At 60.2% G+C, this 19,206-nt stretch carries 16 protein-coding genes; 8 read left to right on the forward strand and 8 right to left on the reverse strand.

Features of this window, described 5'->3' with window-relative positions; translation table 11 throughout:
• Position 1: 1 nt before the first annotated feature.
• From alaS to aspS, 4 genes are all read right to left on the reverse strand, one after another.
• Complete coding sequence (alaS, locus tag G7Y31_RS06365; RefSeq protein WP_165008249.1) at positions 2-2,686, reverse strand: alanine--tRNA ligase; 2,685 nt, start codon at positions 2,684-2,686, stop codon at positions 2-4.
• A 127-nt stretch (positions 2,687-2,813) separates the two neighbouring features.
• The gene (locus tag G7Y31_RS06370; RefSeq protein WP_165008251.1) at positions 2,814-4,190 is read right to left on the reverse strand and encodes a replication-associated recombination protein A; all 1,377 of its coding nucleotides are present in this window, start codon (positions 4,188-4,190) and stop codon (positions 2,814-2,816) included.
• A gap of 39 nt (positions 4,191-4,229) precedes the next feature.
• Positions 4,230-5,465 (reverse strand): phosphotransferase family protein, encoded by a 1,236-nt coding sequence (locus G7Y31_RS06375; protein WP_244977353.1) that lies wholly within the window; start codon positions 5,463-5,465, stop codon positions 4,230-4,232.
• Positions 5,466-5,559: 94 nt separating this feature from the next.
• On the reverse strand, positions 5,560-7,350 hold the full coding sequence (gene aspS, locus G7Y31_RS06380) for an aspartate--tRNA ligase (RefSeq protein ID WP_165008255.1): 1,791 nt from the start codon (positions 7,348-7,350) through the stop codon (positions 5,560-5,562).
• 287 nt (positions 7,351-7,637) lie between these two features.
• Here aspS and ypfJ point away from each other — a divergent pair, with 287 nt between their 5' ends.
• The 5 genes from ypfJ to G7Y31_RS06405 all read left to right on the forward strand — a co-directional run bounded on the left by ypfJ (position 7,638) and on the right by G7Y31_RS06405 (position 13,689).
• Positions 7,638-8,546 (forward strand): KPN_02809 family neutral zinc metallopeptidase, encoded by a 909-nt coding sequence (gene ypfJ / locus G7Y31_RS06385; protein ID WP_165008257.1) that lies wholly within the window; start codon positions 7,638-7,640, stop codon positions 8,544-8,546.
• Positions 8,547-8,742: 196 nt separating this feature from the next.
• Positions 8,743-10,359 (forward strand): inorganic phosphate transporter, encoded by a 1,617-nt coding sequence (locus tag G7Y31_RS06390; protein ID WP_165008259.1) that lies wholly within the window; start codon positions 8,743-8,745, stop codon positions 10,357-10,359.
• Positions 10,360-10,385: 26 nt separating this feature from the next.
• A complete protein-coding gene (locus G7Y31_RS06395) occupies positions 10,386-11,528 on the forward strand; it encodes an LLM class flavin-dependent oxidoreductase (protein ID WP_165008261.1) in 1,143 nt (380 codons plus the stop codon).
• On the forward strand, positions 11,528-12,187 hold the full coding sequence (locus G7Y31_RS06400; protein ID WP_165008263.1) for a CE1759 family FMN reductase: 660 nt from the start codon (positions 11,528-11,530) through the stop codon (positions 12,185-12,187). The genes G7Y31_RS06395 and G7Y31_RS06400 overlap by 1 nt, the downstream gene beginning before the upstream one ends.
• A gap of 92 nt (positions 12,188-12,279) precedes the next feature.
• Positions 12,280-13,689 (forward strand): L-serine ammonia-lyase, encoded by a 1,410-nt coding sequence (locus tag G7Y31_RS06405; protein ID WP_165008265.1) that lies wholly within the window; start codon positions 12,280-12,282, stop codon positions 13,687-13,689.
• Here the strand turns inward: G7Y31_RS06405 and hisS are convergent.
• The 3 genes from hisS to tpx form a co-directional block, all read right to left on the reverse strand.
• Entirely contained in the window at positions 13,686-14,963 is a 1,278-nt protein-coding gene (gene hisS, locus G7Y31_RS06410; RefSeq protein ID WP_165008267.1) for a histidine--tRNA ligase, read from the reverse strand. The genes G7Y31_RS06405 and hisS overlap by 4 nt on opposite strands.
• Positions 14,964-15,011: 48 nt before the next feature.
• On the reverse strand, positions 15,012-15,653 hold the full coding sequence (locus G7Y31_RS06415; RefSeq protein ID WP_165008268.1) for an MBL fold metallo-hydrolase: 642 nt from the start codon (positions 15,651-15,653) through the stop codon (positions 15,012-15,014).
• Positions 15,654-15,736: 83 nt separating this feature from the next.
• Positions 15,737-16,234, reverse strand: coding sequence for a thiol peroxidase (gene tpx, locus G7Y31_RS06420; RefSeq protein ID WP_165008270.1), 498 nt, complete (start codon positions 16,232-16,234; stop codon positions 15,737-15,739).
• A 219-nt stretch (positions 16,235-16,453) separates the two neighbouring features.
• Here tpx and G7Y31_RS06425 point away from each other — a divergent pair, with 219 nt between their 5' ends.
• From G7Y31_RS06425 to G7Y31_RS06435, 3 genes are all read left to right on the forward strand, one after another.
• Positions 16,454-17,314 carry a peptidylprolyl isomerase gene (locus G7Y31_RS06425; protein WP_165008272.1) on the forward strand — a complete coding sequence of 287 codons (861 nt, stop codon included), beginning with the start codon at positions 16,454-16,456 and terminating at the stop codon, positions 17,312-17,314.
• An 85-nt stretch (positions 17,315-17,399) separates the two neighbouring features.
• On the forward strand, positions 17,400-17,753 hold the full coding sequence (locus G7Y31_RS06430; protein WP_165008274.1) for a hypothetical protein: 354 nt from the start codon (positions 17,400-17,402) through the stop codon (positions 17,751-17,753).
• A gap of 134 nt (positions 17,754-17,887) precedes the next feature.
• Positions 17,888-18,130, forward strand: a complete 243-nt coding sequence (locus G7Y31_RS06435) for a hypothetical protein (protein WP_165008277.1) — start codon at positions 17,888-17,890, stop codon at positions 18,128-18,130.
• A gap of 134 nt (positions 18,131-18,264) precedes the next feature.
• On the opposite strand, the gene G7Y31_RS06440 is transcribed toward G7Y31_RS06435, so the two are convergent.
• Positions 18,265-18,909, reverse strand: a complete 645-nt coding sequence (locus G7Y31_RS06440; RefSeq protein WP_244977354.1) for a DUF421 domain-containing protein — start codon at positions 18,907-18,909, stop codon at positions 18,265-18,267.
• Positions 18,910-19,206: the final 297 nt, after the last annotated feature.

Raw genomic sequence — 19,206 nt, forward strand, 5'->3', positions numbered from 1 at the left:
ACTACAGAGTCTCCAGGTAGGTCTTGAGTGCTTCGAAGCCTTGCTCCGCAGCCTCCGGGCGCGAGCCGGAGCCCTGAGCCATATCCGGCTTGCCGCCGCCTTTGCCGTCGACAACCTCACCGTAGCGCTTGACGATGTCCCCGGACTTAACGCCGCGGGCAATCGCCAGGTCCGTGGCTGCCACGATGAAGGGCAGCTTATCCCCAGCTTGCGCTGCCAGGATAATCACGGTCGCCTCATCCTTGGCGCGGTTGCGCAAATCGGTCGCCAGGGTGCGCAGGTCTCCACCCGAAGTTCCCTTGGGCAGACGCACCGTGAGCACACGGAAGCCGTTCACCTGCGTAGCACCGCCGAGGAACTCAGCGGACTTAGCCATCAGCTGTGCCTTGCGCAGAGTCTCGATTTCTTTCTCCGCCGCACGCAGCTTTTCAGCCATCGCCGCAATGCGTCCAGGCAAGTCCTCAGTCTGGACTTTAAGCTCGCGGGAGACACCCTCGATGAGTGCGGTCTCCTTGGAGAAGTAGCGGAACGCCTCCAGGCCAGAGTAAGCCTCAATACGGCGGGCGCCTGAGCCCACCGAGGACTCACCCAAAACCGAGACCGGGCCGATTTGGGCGGTAGACCCCACGTGGGTACCGCCACACAGCTCGATGGAGAAGGGGCCACCCATCTCCACCACGCGCACCTGGCTGCCGTAGTTTTCTCCAAACAGCGCCATTGCGCCCATCGCCTTGGCCTCATCCAGGGAGGTCTCAATGGTGTTGACCGCAAAGTTGGCGTCTACTGCCTGGTTAGTAATCGCTGCAATTTCCTGCAGCTGCTGTGGGGTCAGCTGTTCGGTGTAGTTGAAGTCAAAGCGCAAATATCCTGGCCGGTTCAAGGAACCAGCCTGGACAGCAGTGGGGCCGAGCACCTGCCGCAGGGCTGCGTGGATGAGGTGGGTAGCAGAGTGCGCCTGTACTGCACCATGGCGCCACTGCTGGTCTACTTCGGCGCTAACGGTGTGGCCTAAGTCCACACCACCCGCGGTAACCGTAGCCTTATGCACCCACAGCTTCTTGCCAATCTTTTGGACGTCGTTGACCTCCAGCAGCGTCTCCCCGGCAACCAAACGGCCGCGATCTGCGACCTGACCACCGGATTCAGCGTAGAGCGGGGACTGGTCCAGGATGACTTCGACTTCCTCGCCCTCTGCGACCTCAGAAACCTTTTGGCCATCGCGCACCAGGCCGATCACTCGGGCATCGGAGCGCAACTCCTCATAACCAGTAAAGACGGTTGGGTGCTCGTCTACCCATTCCCGGTAGAGCGACAAATCAGCATGTCCGTGCTTCTTGGCCTGGTTATCTGCCTTGGCGCGGCGGCGCTGCTCGCCCATGGCGGCATCAAAGCCCTCCATGTCTACTTCCAGGCCGGCCTCGCTGGCCATTTCGAGGGTCAGGTCAATTGGGAACCCATAGGTATCATGCAGCTCGAAGGCTTTCTCCCCCGAAAGAACCTTAGCGGTCTTGGCGCGGGAATGCGCCTTAATCTCCTCTACGGCCTCATCAAACAGGCGGGTCCCGGATTCCAAGGTCTTGAGGAAAGCCTTTTCCTCATTGAGGGCCACGCGCAAAATGCGCTCGCGGTTTTGCGCAATCTCCGGATAGGACGGCGTCATGGTGTCCATGATGGTGTTCATGAAGCGCTCCATGGTGGCTCCGGTTGCGCCCAACAATTTGGCGGAACGGATAATGCGGCGCAGCAGACGGCGCAGGATATAGCCGCGCCCCTCATTGGACGGGGTCACTCCATCGAGGATCAACATCATGCCGGTGCGCGAGTGGTCCGCAATCACACGGAAGCGAATGTTGTCCTCATCCGGTGCCCCCTCACCATAGCGAGCACCCGTGAGTTCCTGCGCGGTATCGATCACCGGCCGCAGCAAGTCAGTCTCATAGACGTTATCCACGCCCTGGAGCAGGCAGGCCACGCGCTCGACACCCATGCCGGTGTCGATATTCTTCTTGGGCAGCGGGCCCAAAATCTCAAAGTTGCCCTTGCCGGTGCCTTCGCCGCGCTCATTCTGCATGAACACCAGGTTCCAAATCTCCATGTAGCGGTTATCGTCCGCAATGGGGCCACCGTCAGCACCGTATTCCGGCCCGCGGTCGTAATAAATCTCAGAGCACGGACCACAAGGTCCTGGTACACCCATGGACCAGTAGTTATCCTCCATGCCCAGGCGCTGGATTCGCTCGCGCGGCACCCCGATTTTTTCGTGCCAAATATCGGCAGCCTCATCGTCATCCAGGTAAACCGTCACCCACAGGCGCTGCGGGTCCAAGCCTAGCCCGCCGTCTGCAACGGAATTAGTCAGCAACTCCCATGCGTGGGTGATAGCGCCTTCTTTGAAGTATTGGCCAAAAGAGAAATTACCGGCCATCTGGAAGAAGGTGTTGTGGCGCGTGGTAATGCCCACCTCTTCAATATCCAGGGTGCGCACGCACTTCTGGATGGACGTGGCGGTCCCATTGGGGAAAGGTGGATTCTGCTGTCCCAGGAAGTAGGGCTTGAAGGGAACCATGCCGGCGTTGACGAAGAGCAGGTTCGGGTCATCCAGAATCAGTGACGCGCTGGGCACGGCCTCATGGCCGCGGCTCACAAAGTGCTGGGTAAAGCGCTCCCGAATCTCATGGGTCTTCACAGAAAGAACATCCTTTGCGTGACAATGAACTATCCTGGCAGCTCCCCTCACCGGAGGCTACCGCTAACCCGCACCACTCTACCCTGCCGATGCCCCCTTTCCGCACACCGGGGCGCCGTCCCCAGGCTTAGCGCCCACGGATGAGCGCGCGCAGCCTGCCTAGGTAGTCTGCCACCCGCTTTTCTGCGCCGTGCCCGGTGGGTTTGTAGTATTCCACACCCTGCAATTGGTCCGGCAGGTATTGCTGTGCCACCACCCCACGGGGGTCATCATGTGGGTAGCGGTAACCCACCGCATTACCTAGCTGCTTAGCACCGGAATAGTGGCCATCGCGTAAGTGCGGCGGAACGTGGCCAATCTTTCCCTGGGCGACATCAGACTGCGCGGCAGAGATGGCCTCGATAACCGAATTGGACTTCGGAGCTGTGGCCAAGTGAATGGTGGCCTGCGCCAAAGGAATTCGCGCCTCGGGCATACCAATGAGCTGGGCAGCCTGCGCGGCAGCCACCGCAGTCGTCAGCGCCGTGGGGTCCGCCATGCCAATATCCTCTGAGGCGTGCACTATGAGCCTGCGGGCAATAAACCGCGGATCTTCGCCCGCCTCTACCATCCGGGCCAGGTAATGCAGCGCAGCATCCACGTCAGAGCCGCGGATGGACTTAATAAAGGCACTCACCACGTCATAGTGCTGGTCACCATCACGGTCATAGCGCACCACAGCGCGATTGACGTTGTCACGTACAGTATCGACTGTCAGCCTCTGTCCGTCGGCCACAGCCTCTGCCGCTGCCTCCAAGTAAGTCAGCGTACGGCGGGCATCCCCGCCAGCAAGTTGGACCAGGGTCTCCACGGCGGCTTCGTCAATGCTGATCCGCCCCGCCAAACCGCGTTCGTCTTCCACTGCGCGGGCAACCAGCCGCCACAAGTCGGCATCCTCCAAGGGCTGCAATTGCAGCAACAAGGAACGCGATAGCAGCGGGGCCACAACGGAAAAAGACGGGTTTTCAGTCGTCGCCGCCACTAGCAGCACGGTGCGGTTTTCCACCGCAGCCAACAACGCGTCTTGTTGCGTCTTAGAAAACCGGTGCACCTCGTCAATAAAAAGCACGGTGCGCTGCCCAGCAATCAACGCCTTACGCGCATGCTCGATGACCTCGCGAACCTGTTTTACCCCAGAGTCCAGGGCGGACAACCCCACAAACTGCTGCCCCATTGATGCAGCAATCAAGGAAGCGATGGTGGTTTTGCCCGTACCCGGTGGCCCGTACAAAATGACCGAGGCCTCCCCGGAGCCCTCCACCAATCGGCGCAGGGGCTTGCCCGGTCCCAGCAGGTGTTCTTGGCCCAAAACTTCTTCCAGGCTGCGCGGACGCATGCGGGCGGCCAGGGGGCTACCCGCATGCGTATGGAACAGATTCTGACCGGGAAGGCTGGCACCGACGGCGGTATCGGCAGACTGGGCAAACCCCCCACTCGGCTGACCAAATAGTGATTCCTGGTCCATATCTCCTCCTGTACAGTTCCAGGCGCAGGGACCCAGCCGCTAAGGCTGGCGCACCGCGAGGCGCTGCGCCACTTGGTTGGCATATGCCGCAATCACCGCGTAGTCCTGCCCGCTACACCGCGCCGCAAAGCGCGACAAAGCCTCGAAGGTCTCATATAAATCTCGGCGAATAAGCAGCTCGGCCTCGCTAAAGGTGGTGCTGTCTGCTTGACGGAGGAAAGACTCCCGGGCCGGGCCGCTAGCCAGCGGTTGGTCCTGTTCGGCCAGTGCGATGATGCCCTCAATGCCATCGGCATACATGGTGCTCAGACTTGACAGCGCCCACCCCACCAAGGAAGCGACCAGCAGCTTTTCCAGCTTGGCTTGGTCCCCATAGCGGGGCCAAGCAGTGGTGATTTCCCGCACCCAGGCGGTGATGAACACATCTGCTTCTTCATCATTGATTGGGCGGGCAAAAACGAACTGGGGAAATCCGGCGATGACGCAAGCAACGTCAAAGCCGACATTGCGAAATCCGGCCCACTCGTAATCCAGGAAGTACATCTCCTTGCCCACCACAATGTTGTCCGGGGACAAATCGAAGGGGGTAAAGGCCCGGGAGCGCCCCGATTGCTGAAAGCGGGTGGCGTGGCGCATCAGGCCGTCAAACTCCTTCGGCGGTTCCAAGCCTTCAGCAGCTAAGATCTGCGCGCCGACCTCGATAGAGCGCCGCAGCGCCCGGTCGCGGATAGCGTGCGTGGTGGCGTACTCCGGATACCTGGTAAGCATGCGGTTTAAGAGGTGCTCATAATCCTGCTCCCGGGTAGCCGTTCCGGCATGCATGCGTCCCAACTGCTCGCCCAGCAGGCGCAGCAGGTGAACCCGCTTGCTTTCGCTGGCCTGGTTCAAGGCGGCAATGAGAGTCTCTGCCTCCCCAATATCAGTGAGCACCACAATGCGCGAGTCCATATCGTAGGCCAGCAACACTGGACCGGGGCGCACCTCCTGTGGCAAGGAGGTGGTGAACTGGTAGGCCACCACCTCGCGCAAAAAGGCGGCATCATCAATCGGCGAACCGGTAACCGGCATATGCTTGACCACCACGGAGCGGTGCGGGAGGAATGCGGACGGCGCTAGCCGCGCACGTACCACCACCGCAGTGCCCGAACCGCTGAGAACTTCTACTTCCGTCAGCTCCGGGGAACCGCCGAAACGCCTGGTTAACAGTTTATGGGCTACTGCGACCACGCTGTCCGCATCTGCTGGGGAAAGTGGATGTGACTCCGGGTTAGACACGCTGCCCTCCTTCATCGCTCAACTTGGTGCCGCTGTGGGATCGACCGGCCGGCTCAACTGGCCGGCACAACTGGCTTTAGTGCCGTACTCAGCTCTACTGGCTTTTCTCCGCCGCGGGCTTGAAGTCCACGCCAGTTTCTTTGCGCTGGGCCGCCGGGATCGGGGCCGGGGCGTCGGTAAGCGGATCCACTCCGCCGCCGGACTTGGGGAAGGCAATGACATCGCGAATGGAGTCAAAGCCGCCCAGCAGGGAGACAATGCGGTCCCAGCCGAAGGCGATACCGCCGTGCGGCGGGGCGCCGTAGCTGAAGGCGTCCAGCAGAAAGCCGAACTTCTCCTGGGCTTCTTCCTCCCCGATACCCATCACGTCAAACACACGCTTTTGCACGTCTTGACGGTGAATACGGATCGAGCCGCCACCGATCTCATTGCCATTGCAGACGATGTCATAGGCATAAGCAGTCGCCTCACCCGGGTTCTGATCAAAACTATCGATCCACTCCGGCTTTGGGGAGGTAAACGCGTGGTGGACCGCGGTCCACTTGGAGTTGCCCAAGGCAACGTCACCCGATGCGGTGGCATCCGCCGCAGGCTCAAACAGGGGGGCATCGACCACCCACGTAAAGGCCCAGTCGCCGTCCTTAATCAAGCCAAGCTTGCGGGCAATCTCGCCGCGGGCGGCGCCCAACAAGGCCCGGGAAGACTTCACGTCGCCGGCCGCGAAGAAGATAGCATCCCCCGGCTTCGCTCCCACATGGGCGGCAATTCCGGCGCGTTCTTCTTCCGTAATGTTCTTAGCCACCGGCCCGCCCAGGGTGCCATCCTCAGCGATAGTAATATAGGCCAGACCCTTAGCGCCGCGCTGCTTGGCCCATTCCTGCCAGGCATCGAACTGGCGGCGCGGCTGCGAGGCACCACCGTCCATCACCACAGCACCGACGTAGTCATTCTGGAAAACCCGGAAGGTGGTGTTGCGGAAGAACTCCGTGCATTCCACCAGCTTGATGTCAAAACGCAGGTCTGGCTTATCCGATCCGTAGTACTTCATGGCATCGGCATAAGTCATCCGCGGAATCGGCGTAGAAATCTCATAGCCGATGAGCTTCCACAGCTCCACCAAAATTTCCTCTGCCAAAGCGATGACATCATCCTGGTCTACAAAGGACATCTCCACATCCAGCTGGGTAAACTCCGGCTGACGGTCGGCACGGAAGTCCTCATCGCGGTAACAGCGGGCAATCTGGTAGTAGCGCTCCATACCGGCGACCATCAGCAGCTGCTTAAACAGCTGCGGGGACTGCGGCAATGCGTACCAGGAACCCGGCTTCAGGCGCGCCGGCACCAAGAAGTCACGTGCACCCTCCGGGGTGGAACGAGTCAGCGTCGGCGTCTCAATCTCCGTGAACTCGTGCTTGTCCAACACCTGTCGGGCGGCACGGTTGGCAGCCGAGCGCAGACGCAGGGCATCCCCCTGGGTCTTGCGACGCAGATCCAGGTAGCGGTAGCGCAGACGAGCTTCCTCGCCTACCTCGCCAGAAGTTGCGGGATCATCAATCTGGAAAGGCAGCGCTGCCGACTGGTTAAGGACTTCCAGTTCAGTGACATTGACCTCGATCTCACCAGAGGCCAGGTTGGGGTTCTCCGACCCCTCCGGACGGGCCTCCACTATGCCAGTTACCCGGACGCAGTACTCCGAGCGCAGATCGTGGGCAGCTTCTGCCACTGCAGATTCGCGGAAGACCGCCTGGGCAATGCCGGAACGATCACGCAGATCGATAAAGATCACACCCCCGTGGTCACGGCGGCGGGACACCCACCCGGTGAGGGTGACGGACTTCCCCACCAAATCCTTGCGCAGGTTGCCAGCCAAATGGGTACGCAGCATTCGCGTTTTTCCTTTCCATGTGTCGCATCCGGCCCCGCCACGCGTAGACAGCGCGCGCGGATGCCAGGTGCGTTAAGCCTTGTGCTTGAGCCTTGAGCTTGAAAGTGCTTCAGTGCGGCCCCAAGCATACCCGGTGCCGTGGACACCAACCCTTTGGGGCGGCCATCGACTCCGCTCAACGCCGCCCAGCCCCCGCACAATGGTCCACACATGTGGAATGACGCCCCATGCCGCTTGCAGCAAACCTTCACATGTGACGAACCTCCACATGTGGAATGATGATCAGCATGACTTTTCGTGCGGACGCAGAATTTGACAACACCCGCGCCACCCGCGGCGGGGGCGGACGGGGCCGCGGTGTGCCCATTGCGGCAGGAGGGGGCATCGGCACGCTAGTCATCGTGGGTCTCTTCCTGCTGCTGGGTGGCAACCCTGCGGACTTGGACCAAATCCTTGGCTCGGACCAAGGTAACCAGGTAGGGCCTGCCGACCCCGGTGCACAGACCGAGGAAGGCTTTGAGCACTGCCAAACCGCTGAGGACGGCAACAAGTATGACGACTGCCGCGTGATGTACACCGCATCCTCGGTAGATCGCGTGTGGACCGAGCAGCTGCCACAGCAAGCGGGTATTGACTACACCCAGCCAGGCGTGGTGATTTTTGAAGGAAGCGCTCAATCAGGCTGCGGCGTGGCCTCTGCCGCCACCGGACCGTTTTACTGCCCCGGTGACCAATCCGCTTATTTTGATGTCTCTTTCTTCCAAGACCTGCGCAAGTTTGGTGCCGATAATGCCCCACTGACGCAGATGTACATCGTGGCCCATGAAATTGGCCACCACATCCAACAGTTAGAAGGCACCCTGGGGCTGTCGAATTATAACGAACCTGGCGCGGACTCCAACGCGGTAAAGATTGAGCTGCAGGCAGACTGCTACGCCGGTATTTGGGCGCACCACGCCGATAAAGGGCAGCGCGCTGAGCTAGAGACCATCACCCAAGAACAAGCCCAGGATGCCATTAATGCCGCCCGGGCGGTCGGTGATGACAATATCCAGCGCCGCTCCGGCGGGGATGTGCGCCCTGAGCAGTGGACGCACGGCTCCTCGGAGCAGCGGGCGCAAGCTTTCCTGCGCGGCTACACCGACGGCACGATGGCAACCTGCGACTACCTCGAGCGCGGTGTCTATAACTCCTAAACTCAGCAACTCCTCAGCTTAAGCCTCACAGCACCGCAGACCGAGGACCCACGAGCGCGATAGCGGCAACCAATAGGTCCAGTTTTCCGGCCTTAGCTTGCCGTTTCCCGGCTGTTCATCGGTTCGCTAGGCTGTGTAGGTGTGTAACGCGCACAGCGTTGCTGACTTGGATGCGTTTCTTGAAAGAATTTCCTCAATGACTACGGCACCTCCCGCCCCCTCCCCGGAACTGGGGCCTGCCCAAAAGTCTTCTACAGACTGGGTATGGCACCTCTCCTTCGGTTTGTTGTTGGCGATCACCTTCATATGGTTCGTCTTCTGGTCCAACGGTTACGTCCACCCCGGTTCCAATAAAATCATCCTGGTAACCGCCATCATCTTCGCGCTATTTATGGCGTTTAACATTGGTGGCAATGACGTGGCCAATTCTTTCGGCACTTCCGTGGGTGCGGGCACGCTGACTATGAAGCAGGCGCTCGTAGTCGCAGCCATCTTTGAAGTCTCCGGAGCAATACTTGCTGGCGGTGAAGTCACGAATACGGTGCGCTCGGGCATCGTGGACCTAACTGCGATAAACAATCTGGATCCCATGGAATTCGTCTTCATTATGATGGCGGCGCTGCTGGGGGCAGCCGTATGGCTGTTACTAGCCACGCGGATGGGATGGCCGGTGTCTACGACGCACTCGATTATCGGCGGCATAGTCGGTGCAGCACTCACAGTGGGATTTATGACGGGCACCGGCAGCTGGAGCATGGTGCAATGGTCAGAAATCGGCCGCATTGCGCTGTCTTGGGTGCTTTCCCCCGTGTTGGGCGGGCTAGCGGCTTTCTTACTCTTCGGGTGGATTAAACGGGCAATTTTGGTCTACAACGACCAGGCCGACGAGCAGCTCATTGAAATTAAAGACCGCCGCGCCCGGCTACATGAAGAGCACAAAACCCACTTCGATGCCATGTCACGGCTGCAGCAGATCTCCTACACCCACGCCATGGCGCGTGATGCCGCCCTACTCACCGGCGTGGACAAATACGATCCAGAGGAATTGGAGTCCGAATACTACCGGGAGCTCCATGCGATTAATGAGAAGATGAACCAGGTCGACGCCCACCGCGCCCTAGAACACTGGGTGCCGGTGCTAGCCGCCTTCGGCGCAGTGGTGATCTCCTCCATGCTGCTATTCAAGGGCCTCAAGCACACTCATATCGACTTCACGGCCTTGCAATATGCCCTAATCATCGGCATGGTAGGTGCCGCAGTCTGGATGGCGGTGTCCATCTACGCGCGCTCTCTGAAACACAAGTCACTGTCGCGCTCCACCTTCCTAATTTTTTCTTGGATGCAGGTTTTTACCGCTTCCGCTTTTGCCTTCTCCCACGGCTCCAATGACATTGCTAACGCCATTGGCCCCTTCATCGCCGTGCTAGATGTGCTGCAAAATGGCACAATTTCTGCCGAAGCCGCTGTTCCTCCCGAAGTCATGATCGCCATGGTGGTGGCGCTGACCGCTGGGCTGTGGTTTATCGGCCGCTTTGTTATCAAGACCGTCGGCTCCGATCTCACCGTCATGCACCCCTCCTCGGGGTTCGCCGCGGAGCTCGCCGCCGCCGGGGTGGTCATGGCCGCCTCCATCTTCGGCCTACCAGTTTCTTCGACCCACATCCTCATCGGTGCGGTGCTGGGCGTTGGCGTGGTCAATCGCGCCGCCAACTGGACTCTGATGAAGCCCATCGGACTGGCCTGGATCATCACCCTCCCGGCCTCTGCGGGTATTGCCGCTGTCACGGTTTCCCTGCTGCGGGTTGTGTTCTAACCCAGTCCTGGTCGAGAAAGGATTCCATGCAATTCGGCGTCTTTAGTATTGGCGATGTCACCCGTAACCCAGTTACAGGGAACCTTCCTTCCGAAGCCGAGCGTATCCACGCCATGACCGCCATCGCGCTCAAGGCCGAAGAAGTTGGCCTTGATGTCTTTGCCACTGGCGAGCACCACAATCCCCCTTTTGTGCCATCCTCGCCCACCACGCATTTGGCCTACATAGCAGCCAAGACCTCTACCCTGCAGTTATCTACGGCCACCACGCTAATCACCACCAATGATCCGGTTAAAATCGCCGAAGATTACGCATTCTTGCAGCATCTATCCGGTGGCCGGGTGGACCTGATGCTTGGACGCGGCAATACCGGACCGGTGTATCCGTGGTTTGGAAAGGACATCCGCGACGCCATCGCGCTGGCGGTGGAGAACTACCATCTGCTGCGGCGGCTGTGGCGTGAACCTGTGGTCAACTGGGAGGGAAACTTGCGCACCCCGCTGCATGGCTACACTTCCACCCCCGCCCCGGTGGAGAATATCCCACCCTTTGTGTGGCATGGCTCCATCCGCTCCCCAGAGATTGCGGAACAGGCCGCTTACTACGGCGATGGCTTCTTCCACAACAACATCTTTTGGCCCAAGGAGCACACCGCCAAGATGGTCGACCTCTACCGGCGTCGCTTTGCGCATTACGGCCACGGCAGCCCGCAGCAAGCCATAGTGGGCTTGGGCGGACATGTGTTCATCGCAGACACGGAGGCCGAGGCGAAGCGCACCTTCCGCCCCTTCTTCGACAACGCCCCTGTTTATGGCCATGGCCCGAGCCTGGAGGAGTTTAGCAAAACCACGCCGCTGACTGTAGGCACCGTGGAGCAGGTTATTGAGCGCACGCTCTCCTTCGCGGAGTGGGTGGGTGACTACCAGCGCCAGCTCTTCCTCATCGATCACGCGGGCTTGCCCCTGGAGGTGGTCTTGGACCAAATCGAGATTCTGGGCACCCAGGTGGTCCCGGAACTGCGCCGCCGCTTTGAGGCCCGCCGTCCTGCCGGGGTTGCCTCCGATCCGCCAACGTTCGCTAGCTTGCGCACCTTGCGCCACGCTGACCCGCGGGCCGCACACTTCCAGGTAGACCCTGGTCAGGTCCGCCCTGGGCAGGAGGAGGGCTAGTGCGTAGTCTGGTTGTGCTCAGCGCCGGGGTGTCCACGCCTTCTACCACACTGCAGCTTGCCGATGCCCTGGCACAGGCCACCGTTTCCCAGCTCACCGCCCGCGGGGAAGGCGCAGAGGTTATCGTGGTGGAATTGCGCGAGCTGGCGGCAGAGTTGGCTACTGCTGCCACATCGTGGACGGTTGCCACGCCGGGCCTGGACAGTGCGCGGGATGTGGTCGGCGCCGCTGATGGCCTGATTGCTGCGACGCCCGTGTTCCAGGGGTCCTATTCTGGTTTGTTCAAGCTCTTCTTTGACACCTTGCCCCCGGCAGCCTTGGAGGGTACGCCCGCCATTATCGCTGCGACCGGGGGCTCAAGCAGGCATGCCCATGTGCTGGATTATGCCCTGCGCCCGCTGCTCAATTACCTGCACGCACTCACGGTTCCTACCGGCGTCTTCCAGGCCACGCAGGACTTTGGCTCCAGCGAGGGCGGGCGTACGCAGCGCCGCATCCTGCGCGCGGCCCAGCAGTTGGCGGACTTGATGGTGGGCCCTGCTGACAGGGTGTCAGGGTTAACCCCGCTTGCCGATACCCCAGTAACCGACCCCGCAGGCAGCTTTCAGCCCTTCAGCGTGTTATTGCGCGGTCATACCGGGCAGCAACCAGAAGACTAGTATGTAACCCAAGCCCACGCTTTTTAAACTCTGCCCGTGTTTTAAGTTTTCCTCGTGACTTAGCTTGTCCCGCGAAAGGTGCTCAGGTATTTATGACCATTAGCGTTATCGACATGTTTTCCATCGGCATCGGGCCGTCGTCTTCCCATACGGTAGGCCCCATGCGCGCAGCGCATGCGTTCGTTCGCAGCCTGCCAGCCTTTCCGGCGAAGGTGGATATTGAACTGCGCGGCTCTCTTTCAGCCACCGGAAAAGGACACGCTACCGACCGCGCCGCGATTTTGGGCCTGGTTGGCTGGGAGCCCTTGACGGTTCCACTCGACGCAGAGCCAGCACCTGGGGCGTTTATTGCTTCCCAGGGACGTGCCACCGGGCCGTGGGGCACGCTGGATTACTCCATTAGCTTTGATAACACCCCAGTACCAGAGCACCCCAATTGCGTCATTTTCAGTGCTTGGGACGCAGACGGCGAAGAGCTAGCCGTGGGTAAAGAGTATTTTTCAGTCGGCGGCGGGTTTATTCTTTCCCGTAAGGAGTTAGATGCTGAACTCAGCGCCAGCGAGGAAGTGCCCATGGGAGTCGCCGCAGCTGCTGTGGCAGATTCGGTGCCCTATAGCTTCAGCAACTCCCGTGAGCTCCAAGAACACTGTGCGCGCACGGGCTTGAGCATTTGGGAAATTGTGCTGGCCAACGAAGAAGTCTTGCACCGCCATGATGGCGGCGCAGCGAAGGTCCTCGCGCACCTGGACCAAGTGTGGGATACCATGCGCGAGTGCGTCACCCACGGCATAGCTACCCGGGGAATTCTTCCTGGCGGACTGCAGGTGGTGCGACGTGCGCCGAAGCTCTACCGCCAGCTTCTAGAACGCCAAGATAGCGATAGCTGCGGCTTTTCTGCCATGGAGTGGGTCAACCTTTTCGCCTTGGCTGTTAATGAGCAAAATGCCGCAGGCGGGCGGGTGGTCACCGCCCCCACCAATGGCGCCTGCGGAATCATTCCTGCTGTGTTGCATTATGCCCGCGACTTCCAGCCCAACTTCACGCGTGACTCTGCCCGCCGCTACCTGCTCACTGCCGGTGCTATTGGCATGATTATCAAGCAAAATGCCTCCATCTCCGGCGCGGAGGTCGGCTGCCAGGGAGAGGTCGGATCAGCGTCATCCATGGCCGCTGCCGGTATGGCCGAACTGCTTGGCTGCACGGCTGCGCAGATTGAAAACGCTGCGGAGATTGCCCTGGAACACAACCTGGGGTTGACATGCGACCCAGTCGGTGGCCTAGTGCAGGTGCCCTGCATAGAGCGCAACGCCATTGGGGCAGTCAAGTCCATCAACGCCGCCCGCTTGGCCAAGATGAACGACGGGGAAAACATCGTCACCCTCGACGACGTGGTGCAAACCATGGCAGAAACTGGCCGGGACATGATGGACAAGTACAAGGAGACCTCCGTGGGCGGCCTGGCCAAGACCATGGGCCTGGTGGTCTCCCAGGTGGAGTGCTAGCGCTGCTGGCTCAAATACTCCGCCAGCTTGTCCAACCCCACGTTTTCTTGCGTGTGTGCAGCCAAGTCCTTGACTGCCACCTCGCCGGCGGCGAGCTCCTGGTCTCCCAGGACCAGGGCCCAGCGCGCTCCGGCGCGGTCCGCGCCCTTCATCGCTCCCTTTAAGCCGCGGTCGCCGAAGGACATATCAGCGCTGATACCAGCCTGGCGCAGGCGATCCACGACCCCCACCATGGCGCGTTTAGCCTCTGCGCCCAAGGCCACGCCAAAGACCTCGACGCGTGATTGCTGTGCCGCAAGGTCTACTTCCTCGGCTTCCAGAGCCAAGACCGCGCGGTCTACACCCAGGCCATAGCCAATACCTGAGAGGTCTTGGCCTCCCAGTTGCGCCATCAAACCGTCGTAACGCCCGCCTCCGCCAATACCGGACTGCGCGCCCAACAGCGGGTGGACGAACTCGAAACAGGTCTTGGTGTAGTAGTCCAGCCCGCGCACCATGCGCGGGTTAATGGTGTAGTCCACTCCCAAGTCATCCAGCAGACCCGTGACCGTTTCAAAGTGCTCACGGCACGGGCCACTGAGATGGTCGAGCATCAAGGGGGCATCGGCAAGCTGCTCCTGGACCTCCGGGCGCTTATCGTCAAGCACCCGCAGCGGATTAATCTCTGCACGGCGGCGGGTCTCAGCATCCAAATCCAGATCAAACAAGAATGCCTGCAACTTCTCCCGGTAAGCCGGGCGGCAGGTGCTATCACCCAAGCTGGTCAATTCCAGGCGGAATTGACGCAGGCCAATGGCGCGCAAACTGCGGTCAGCCAGGGCAATAACCTCGGCATCCAAAGCCGGATCATCGACACCAATGGCCTCCACGCCAACTTGCTGAAGCTGGCGCAGGCGGCCAGCTTGGGGGCGCTCATAGCGGAAGAAAGGCCCATAATAGGCCATTTTGACCGGCAGCTGACCGCGGTCCAAGTTGTGCTCAATCACCGCTCGCATAACGCCCGCAGTACCCTCCGGGCGCAGCGTCACCGAACGATTACCACGGTCAGTAAAGGTGTACATTTCCTTGCTCACCACGTCCGTAGATTCGCCCACACCGCGGGCAAACAAGGTGGTGTCTTCGAACACCGGCAGCTCCAAGTGCTGGTAGCCAGCCAAGTGGGCTTGGTCCACATAAGTCTGCCGGACATGGTAGAACGTCGCGGACTGCGGCGGCACATAATCGGGCACGCCACGCGGGGCTGACAGGGCTTGAAACTGTTTTTGCGAACTCACGCCCCTTAGCCTAACCGATAGACTCTGAAGCCCGGCGCACCGCTCCAACTACCCCTGCTGCACCGCGAGGAGGAACTGATTGCTGCGGCGTTCCGCGCGCATAGAAGTCGTAGCGCCGTGCCCAGGCAGCAACGCCAGCTCGTCAGCCAATGGCAGCACCACCTCGCGCAAGGTGCGCTCCATGGCCTGCGGGTCAGAACCCGGCAGGTCTGTACGCCCAATCGAGCCTTTGAACACCACGTCTCCGGTCAACGCAAAGCCCTCACCGCGCACTATCACGCACCCGGGCGAATGCCCTGGGGCGTGTAGAAGGTCAAAACTCATTCCACACACCTCCAGGTGCGGGCCATCAAGGTCGCGCAAATCTGCAATGGGCAGCATGCCTTCGGCATCGAAGAGTTGCCGGGAGTTCGCTGGCATGCCTGGGGCCTTGTCCAACCAGGGAGCATCGGCAGAATGAATGTAAACCGGCACCCCGTGCGCGGCTGCCAAGTCCCCAGCCTCCCGGGTATGGTCCAGATGCCCATGAGTCAAAACTATCGCCCCCAGGCTCAGCCCATGTTCCGCCACTAGGGACTCCACCCGCACGCGCGCGTGCAGCCCAGGATCCACCACCAGGGCCTGGCCGTTCAAGGCAAGAATATAGGTATTGGCCTGGTAGGGTCCGGCCGCAAATCCATAAATGTCCATAAGCTCACCCTACCTATCCCCCACGTGTTTTAAGGCCACCGTCGCGCCCCAACAGGCAAGACGATGGCCCTCCAACCCACGGTTTAGTTCAGCGCGGCAATGGCGGCTGCGTAGTCTGGCTCCTCCGTGACCTCATCCACCAGTTGGGTGTAGACCACTTTGTGCTCCGCATCCGTGACCACGATGGCGCGAGCCAGCAAGCCCTGCAGCGGCGAGCCCTGCAGCGTGAGCCCAAAATCCTCCCCGAAAGTGGAGCGGAATGCAGAGGCGGATACTACGTTCTCAATCCCCTCAGCGGCGCAGAAACGGCTCTGGGCAAAGGGGAGGTCTTTGGACACGCACAGGACGACGGTATTGTCCAAGCCTGCTGCTTCCTCATTGAAGGTGCGCATAGCCGCTGCACAGGTGCCGGTATCTACCGAGGGGAAGATGGATACCACCAGGCGCTTTCCGGCAAAGTCTGCAGCAGAAACGGCACCGAGGTCGGTACCCACCAAGTCGAAAGTCGGCAGCTGCTCGCCCACTGCGGGAAGGGTGCCGACGGTCTCTACGGGATCATTGTGAAAGGTTACTGTAGCCATGTCCCATAGAATACATATTTTCCCCCGGATGGTGGTCGCCGCAGTGCTGGCTGCCGGAGTGCTGGCTGCCGGAGTGCCGGTAGGTGCACGCACCCACGGGACGCCTATAATCTGAAACTTGTCCCATGCACGTATCCACTCGGTGGCTAGCTAGTGGCCCGTTGGAATCCTCTCCGGCGCCAGCAACCACCACGGAGACCCACCAGAAAGCTGATTTCAGTGACTGACAATTCCAAGCGCGGCTCAGAAGCGCTGTCCCAGCTCGAGCGCGAGCTCAAGTCCCGCGATCGCAAAGACAAAGCCCGCCCCTTGGGCGTGGTCATGGCTTCCTTGGCTGCCATTGTGGTGCTCGGCGGCGGTATCACCTACATGGCCACCCGCGATGGTGAAGAAACCAAACTGGCCGAGCAGGTGGAAAGCTCGGAGACCACCACCACGGAAGAGGTAAAGCCCGTGGCTTTAACCGGCGAGCGCGCGGAAGCCCTACCGGAGACCGTACAGTGCACCTATGAGGAAGACGGCCGTGACAATAACGGCGCCAAGCTCCCCAGCGGTAAGGACGTCTCTACTAAGGGCACCGCCACGGTCACGCTGGCTACTAATCAGGGTGATATTCCCTTGGAGCTCGACCGCGCCGTGGCTCCCTGCACCGTCAATGCCATTACTGAGCTGGCCAGCCAGGGCTACTATGACGACACTGTCTGCCACCGCATGACCAACCAGGGCATCTTTGTGATCCAGTGTGGTGATCCCACCGGTACTGGCAGCGGCGGGCCGGGCTTCCAGTTTGCCAATGAGTACCCCACCGATGAGCTTGGCGATGCCCCCGCTTCCGGGCCAGTGCTCTACCCCAAGGGGTCCCTGGCCATGGCTAATTCTGGCCCGGGCACCAACGGCTCCCAGTTCTTTATCAATTTTGATGATTCTCCGCTGGCCCCGGACTACACCTACTTTGGCACCGTCACCACTGAGGGCATGAAGACCGTGGAGAAGATCTCCGAGCTTGGCATTCAAGGCGGTGCTCCTGATGGCCCTCCAGCCGAGGAAGTCAAGATTAACAAGGCCACCGTTAAGTCCTAAGCAGGCATTCTCTTGCATAACCCCCGCTACACGGCTAACATCGTTGAAGTCTGTATACCGTTACTTCACATGTAAGGATTTGAACATGAAGTTCTTCTCCCGCAAGGCATTCATCGCTACTGCTACCGCAGCTGCTGTCGCTTTCGGCGGCACCACCGTCGCTACCGCTGAGACCACCGACCCCACTCCGGTTGTGGAACCCTCCAACGGGGAAACTCCGGCTAACACTGAGGCGACTCCTAACACCACCCCGGCTGCAAAGAGCGGCTCCAACAGCGGTTCCTCCAAGGACGCCAATAAGGATGAGAAGTCCTCCATCAAGGACGTCCGCCCGCAGGACATCACCGCTTGGATCACCGTGTTCACCACCGTTCTGGCTGCACTGGGCACCCTGATGACCTTCATGTCCAAGCACTTCAACCTGCCCATCGGCAAGTAAGTCCCACAGCTGCACGCACCAACTGGTGCACTTCCCGCCCCTGCTAGCTTACGGCTAGGCGGGGGCGGATTTTTATGCCGCCACTGCCCTTCCCGGACGGCGGTACGTTCCCCCAATGAAAGGACCCTTTGACTATGCGCCTTCGTAAGGCTCTGGTTGCTTCTGCAACTGCCACCGCCCTGCTCGTCTCTGGCCCGGCAATCGCCACCGCCCAGGAAACCCCTGCTGCGTCCTCCGCTTCGGAGTGGTCTGATGCCCTCCTTGGCTCCTCCATGGACGAAAACGGCAAGGTCAACCCCAAGGAGATCACTAACTGGCTGCGTGTCTTCGAGCGCCTGATCAAGGCTTTCGATAGCCTGCTGAGCTTCAAGCTCTAATCACCAGGACTACCCCGCCCCCGATGGCGCCGGGTGCACCGCTGCGTTACTGTGCAGTGCGCCCCCCTGGCCCGTCGGGGGTTTATCTATGAGCCCTCCCCTGGTGTCGGCATCCAGGCCGCTAAGATTCTCTGCTACTCGGTATCTGGGTGTTTAGCCTCCCGCTGCTCAGCTTCTCGATGCTCAGCTTCTCGCTGCTCGGTTACCCGGCGTTCGTGCTGCGCCAATGCCTGCTCAATGCCCAGCACATCTTCCAAGATGCGTGGATTGACGGGCTGGCCAGCCCGGATAATAGAAATCTGCCCGGTAGGCTCCAAGACCATTGCTTGGACATCTGCCCGGCGGCCTAGGCCCGCCCGGCGAATAGCCGAGTGCACCTCGGACTCGCTGACGTGGGCAAGGCGCAGATTATCGTGCTGCAGCTCCCCAGCGTAGAGCAACAAAATGGGATGGCGATCAATGAAGCGAGTCCACCCCACGTAACGCTGCAAGGTACCAAAAGTGCTCTCCAGGATCATCAGCGTGGTCAGGCCGATAACGCCTGCGGCTAGGGTTGGTGGGTTGCCCACGATGACGCGGCCAGCCACCGCGCCAAACATGATAATGATGACGGCATCAGAAGCCGTCATTGACGTGAGTACTCGCGTGCCGAACAACTTCACCAGTACCATAAAGGACAGATAAATCCCGCAGGTGGCCAGGACCACCACGGGAATCCGGTGAGTTTCTATCCCCAGCTGGTAGTGCAGCTGGCGTGCAAGCTGTTCGATCCAATCCACAACCCCCTAGGCTACCTCATGGGCAGGTTCACTCAGTCTGGGGCTTGCGACTGTTCCTGCGGCGAATTAGGAGATCAATCGCCGGGTGCACGTAAAGAACAACTGTAGCCACCACGCCAACCCACCAAAGGCTGGCATCCTTAGTTGTTTTCGTGACTAACAGGGTCAATACAAAGAGCACACACAGAAAGTCAGCGATCGGTTTCGCTTTACTCCACATGTTCATGCCAGGGGGCCTTCCAGGAAAGTTTCAAAACCCCTCCTCTGGGGATAACAATTGGCTCTCTCACCCCAATT

The sequence above is a fragment of the Corynebacterium lizhenjunii genome (assembly GCF_011038655.2).
Classification (GTDB): domain Bacteria; phylum Actinomycetota; class Actinomycetes; order Mycobacteriales; family Mycobacteriaceae; genus Corynebacterium; species Corynebacterium lizhenjunii.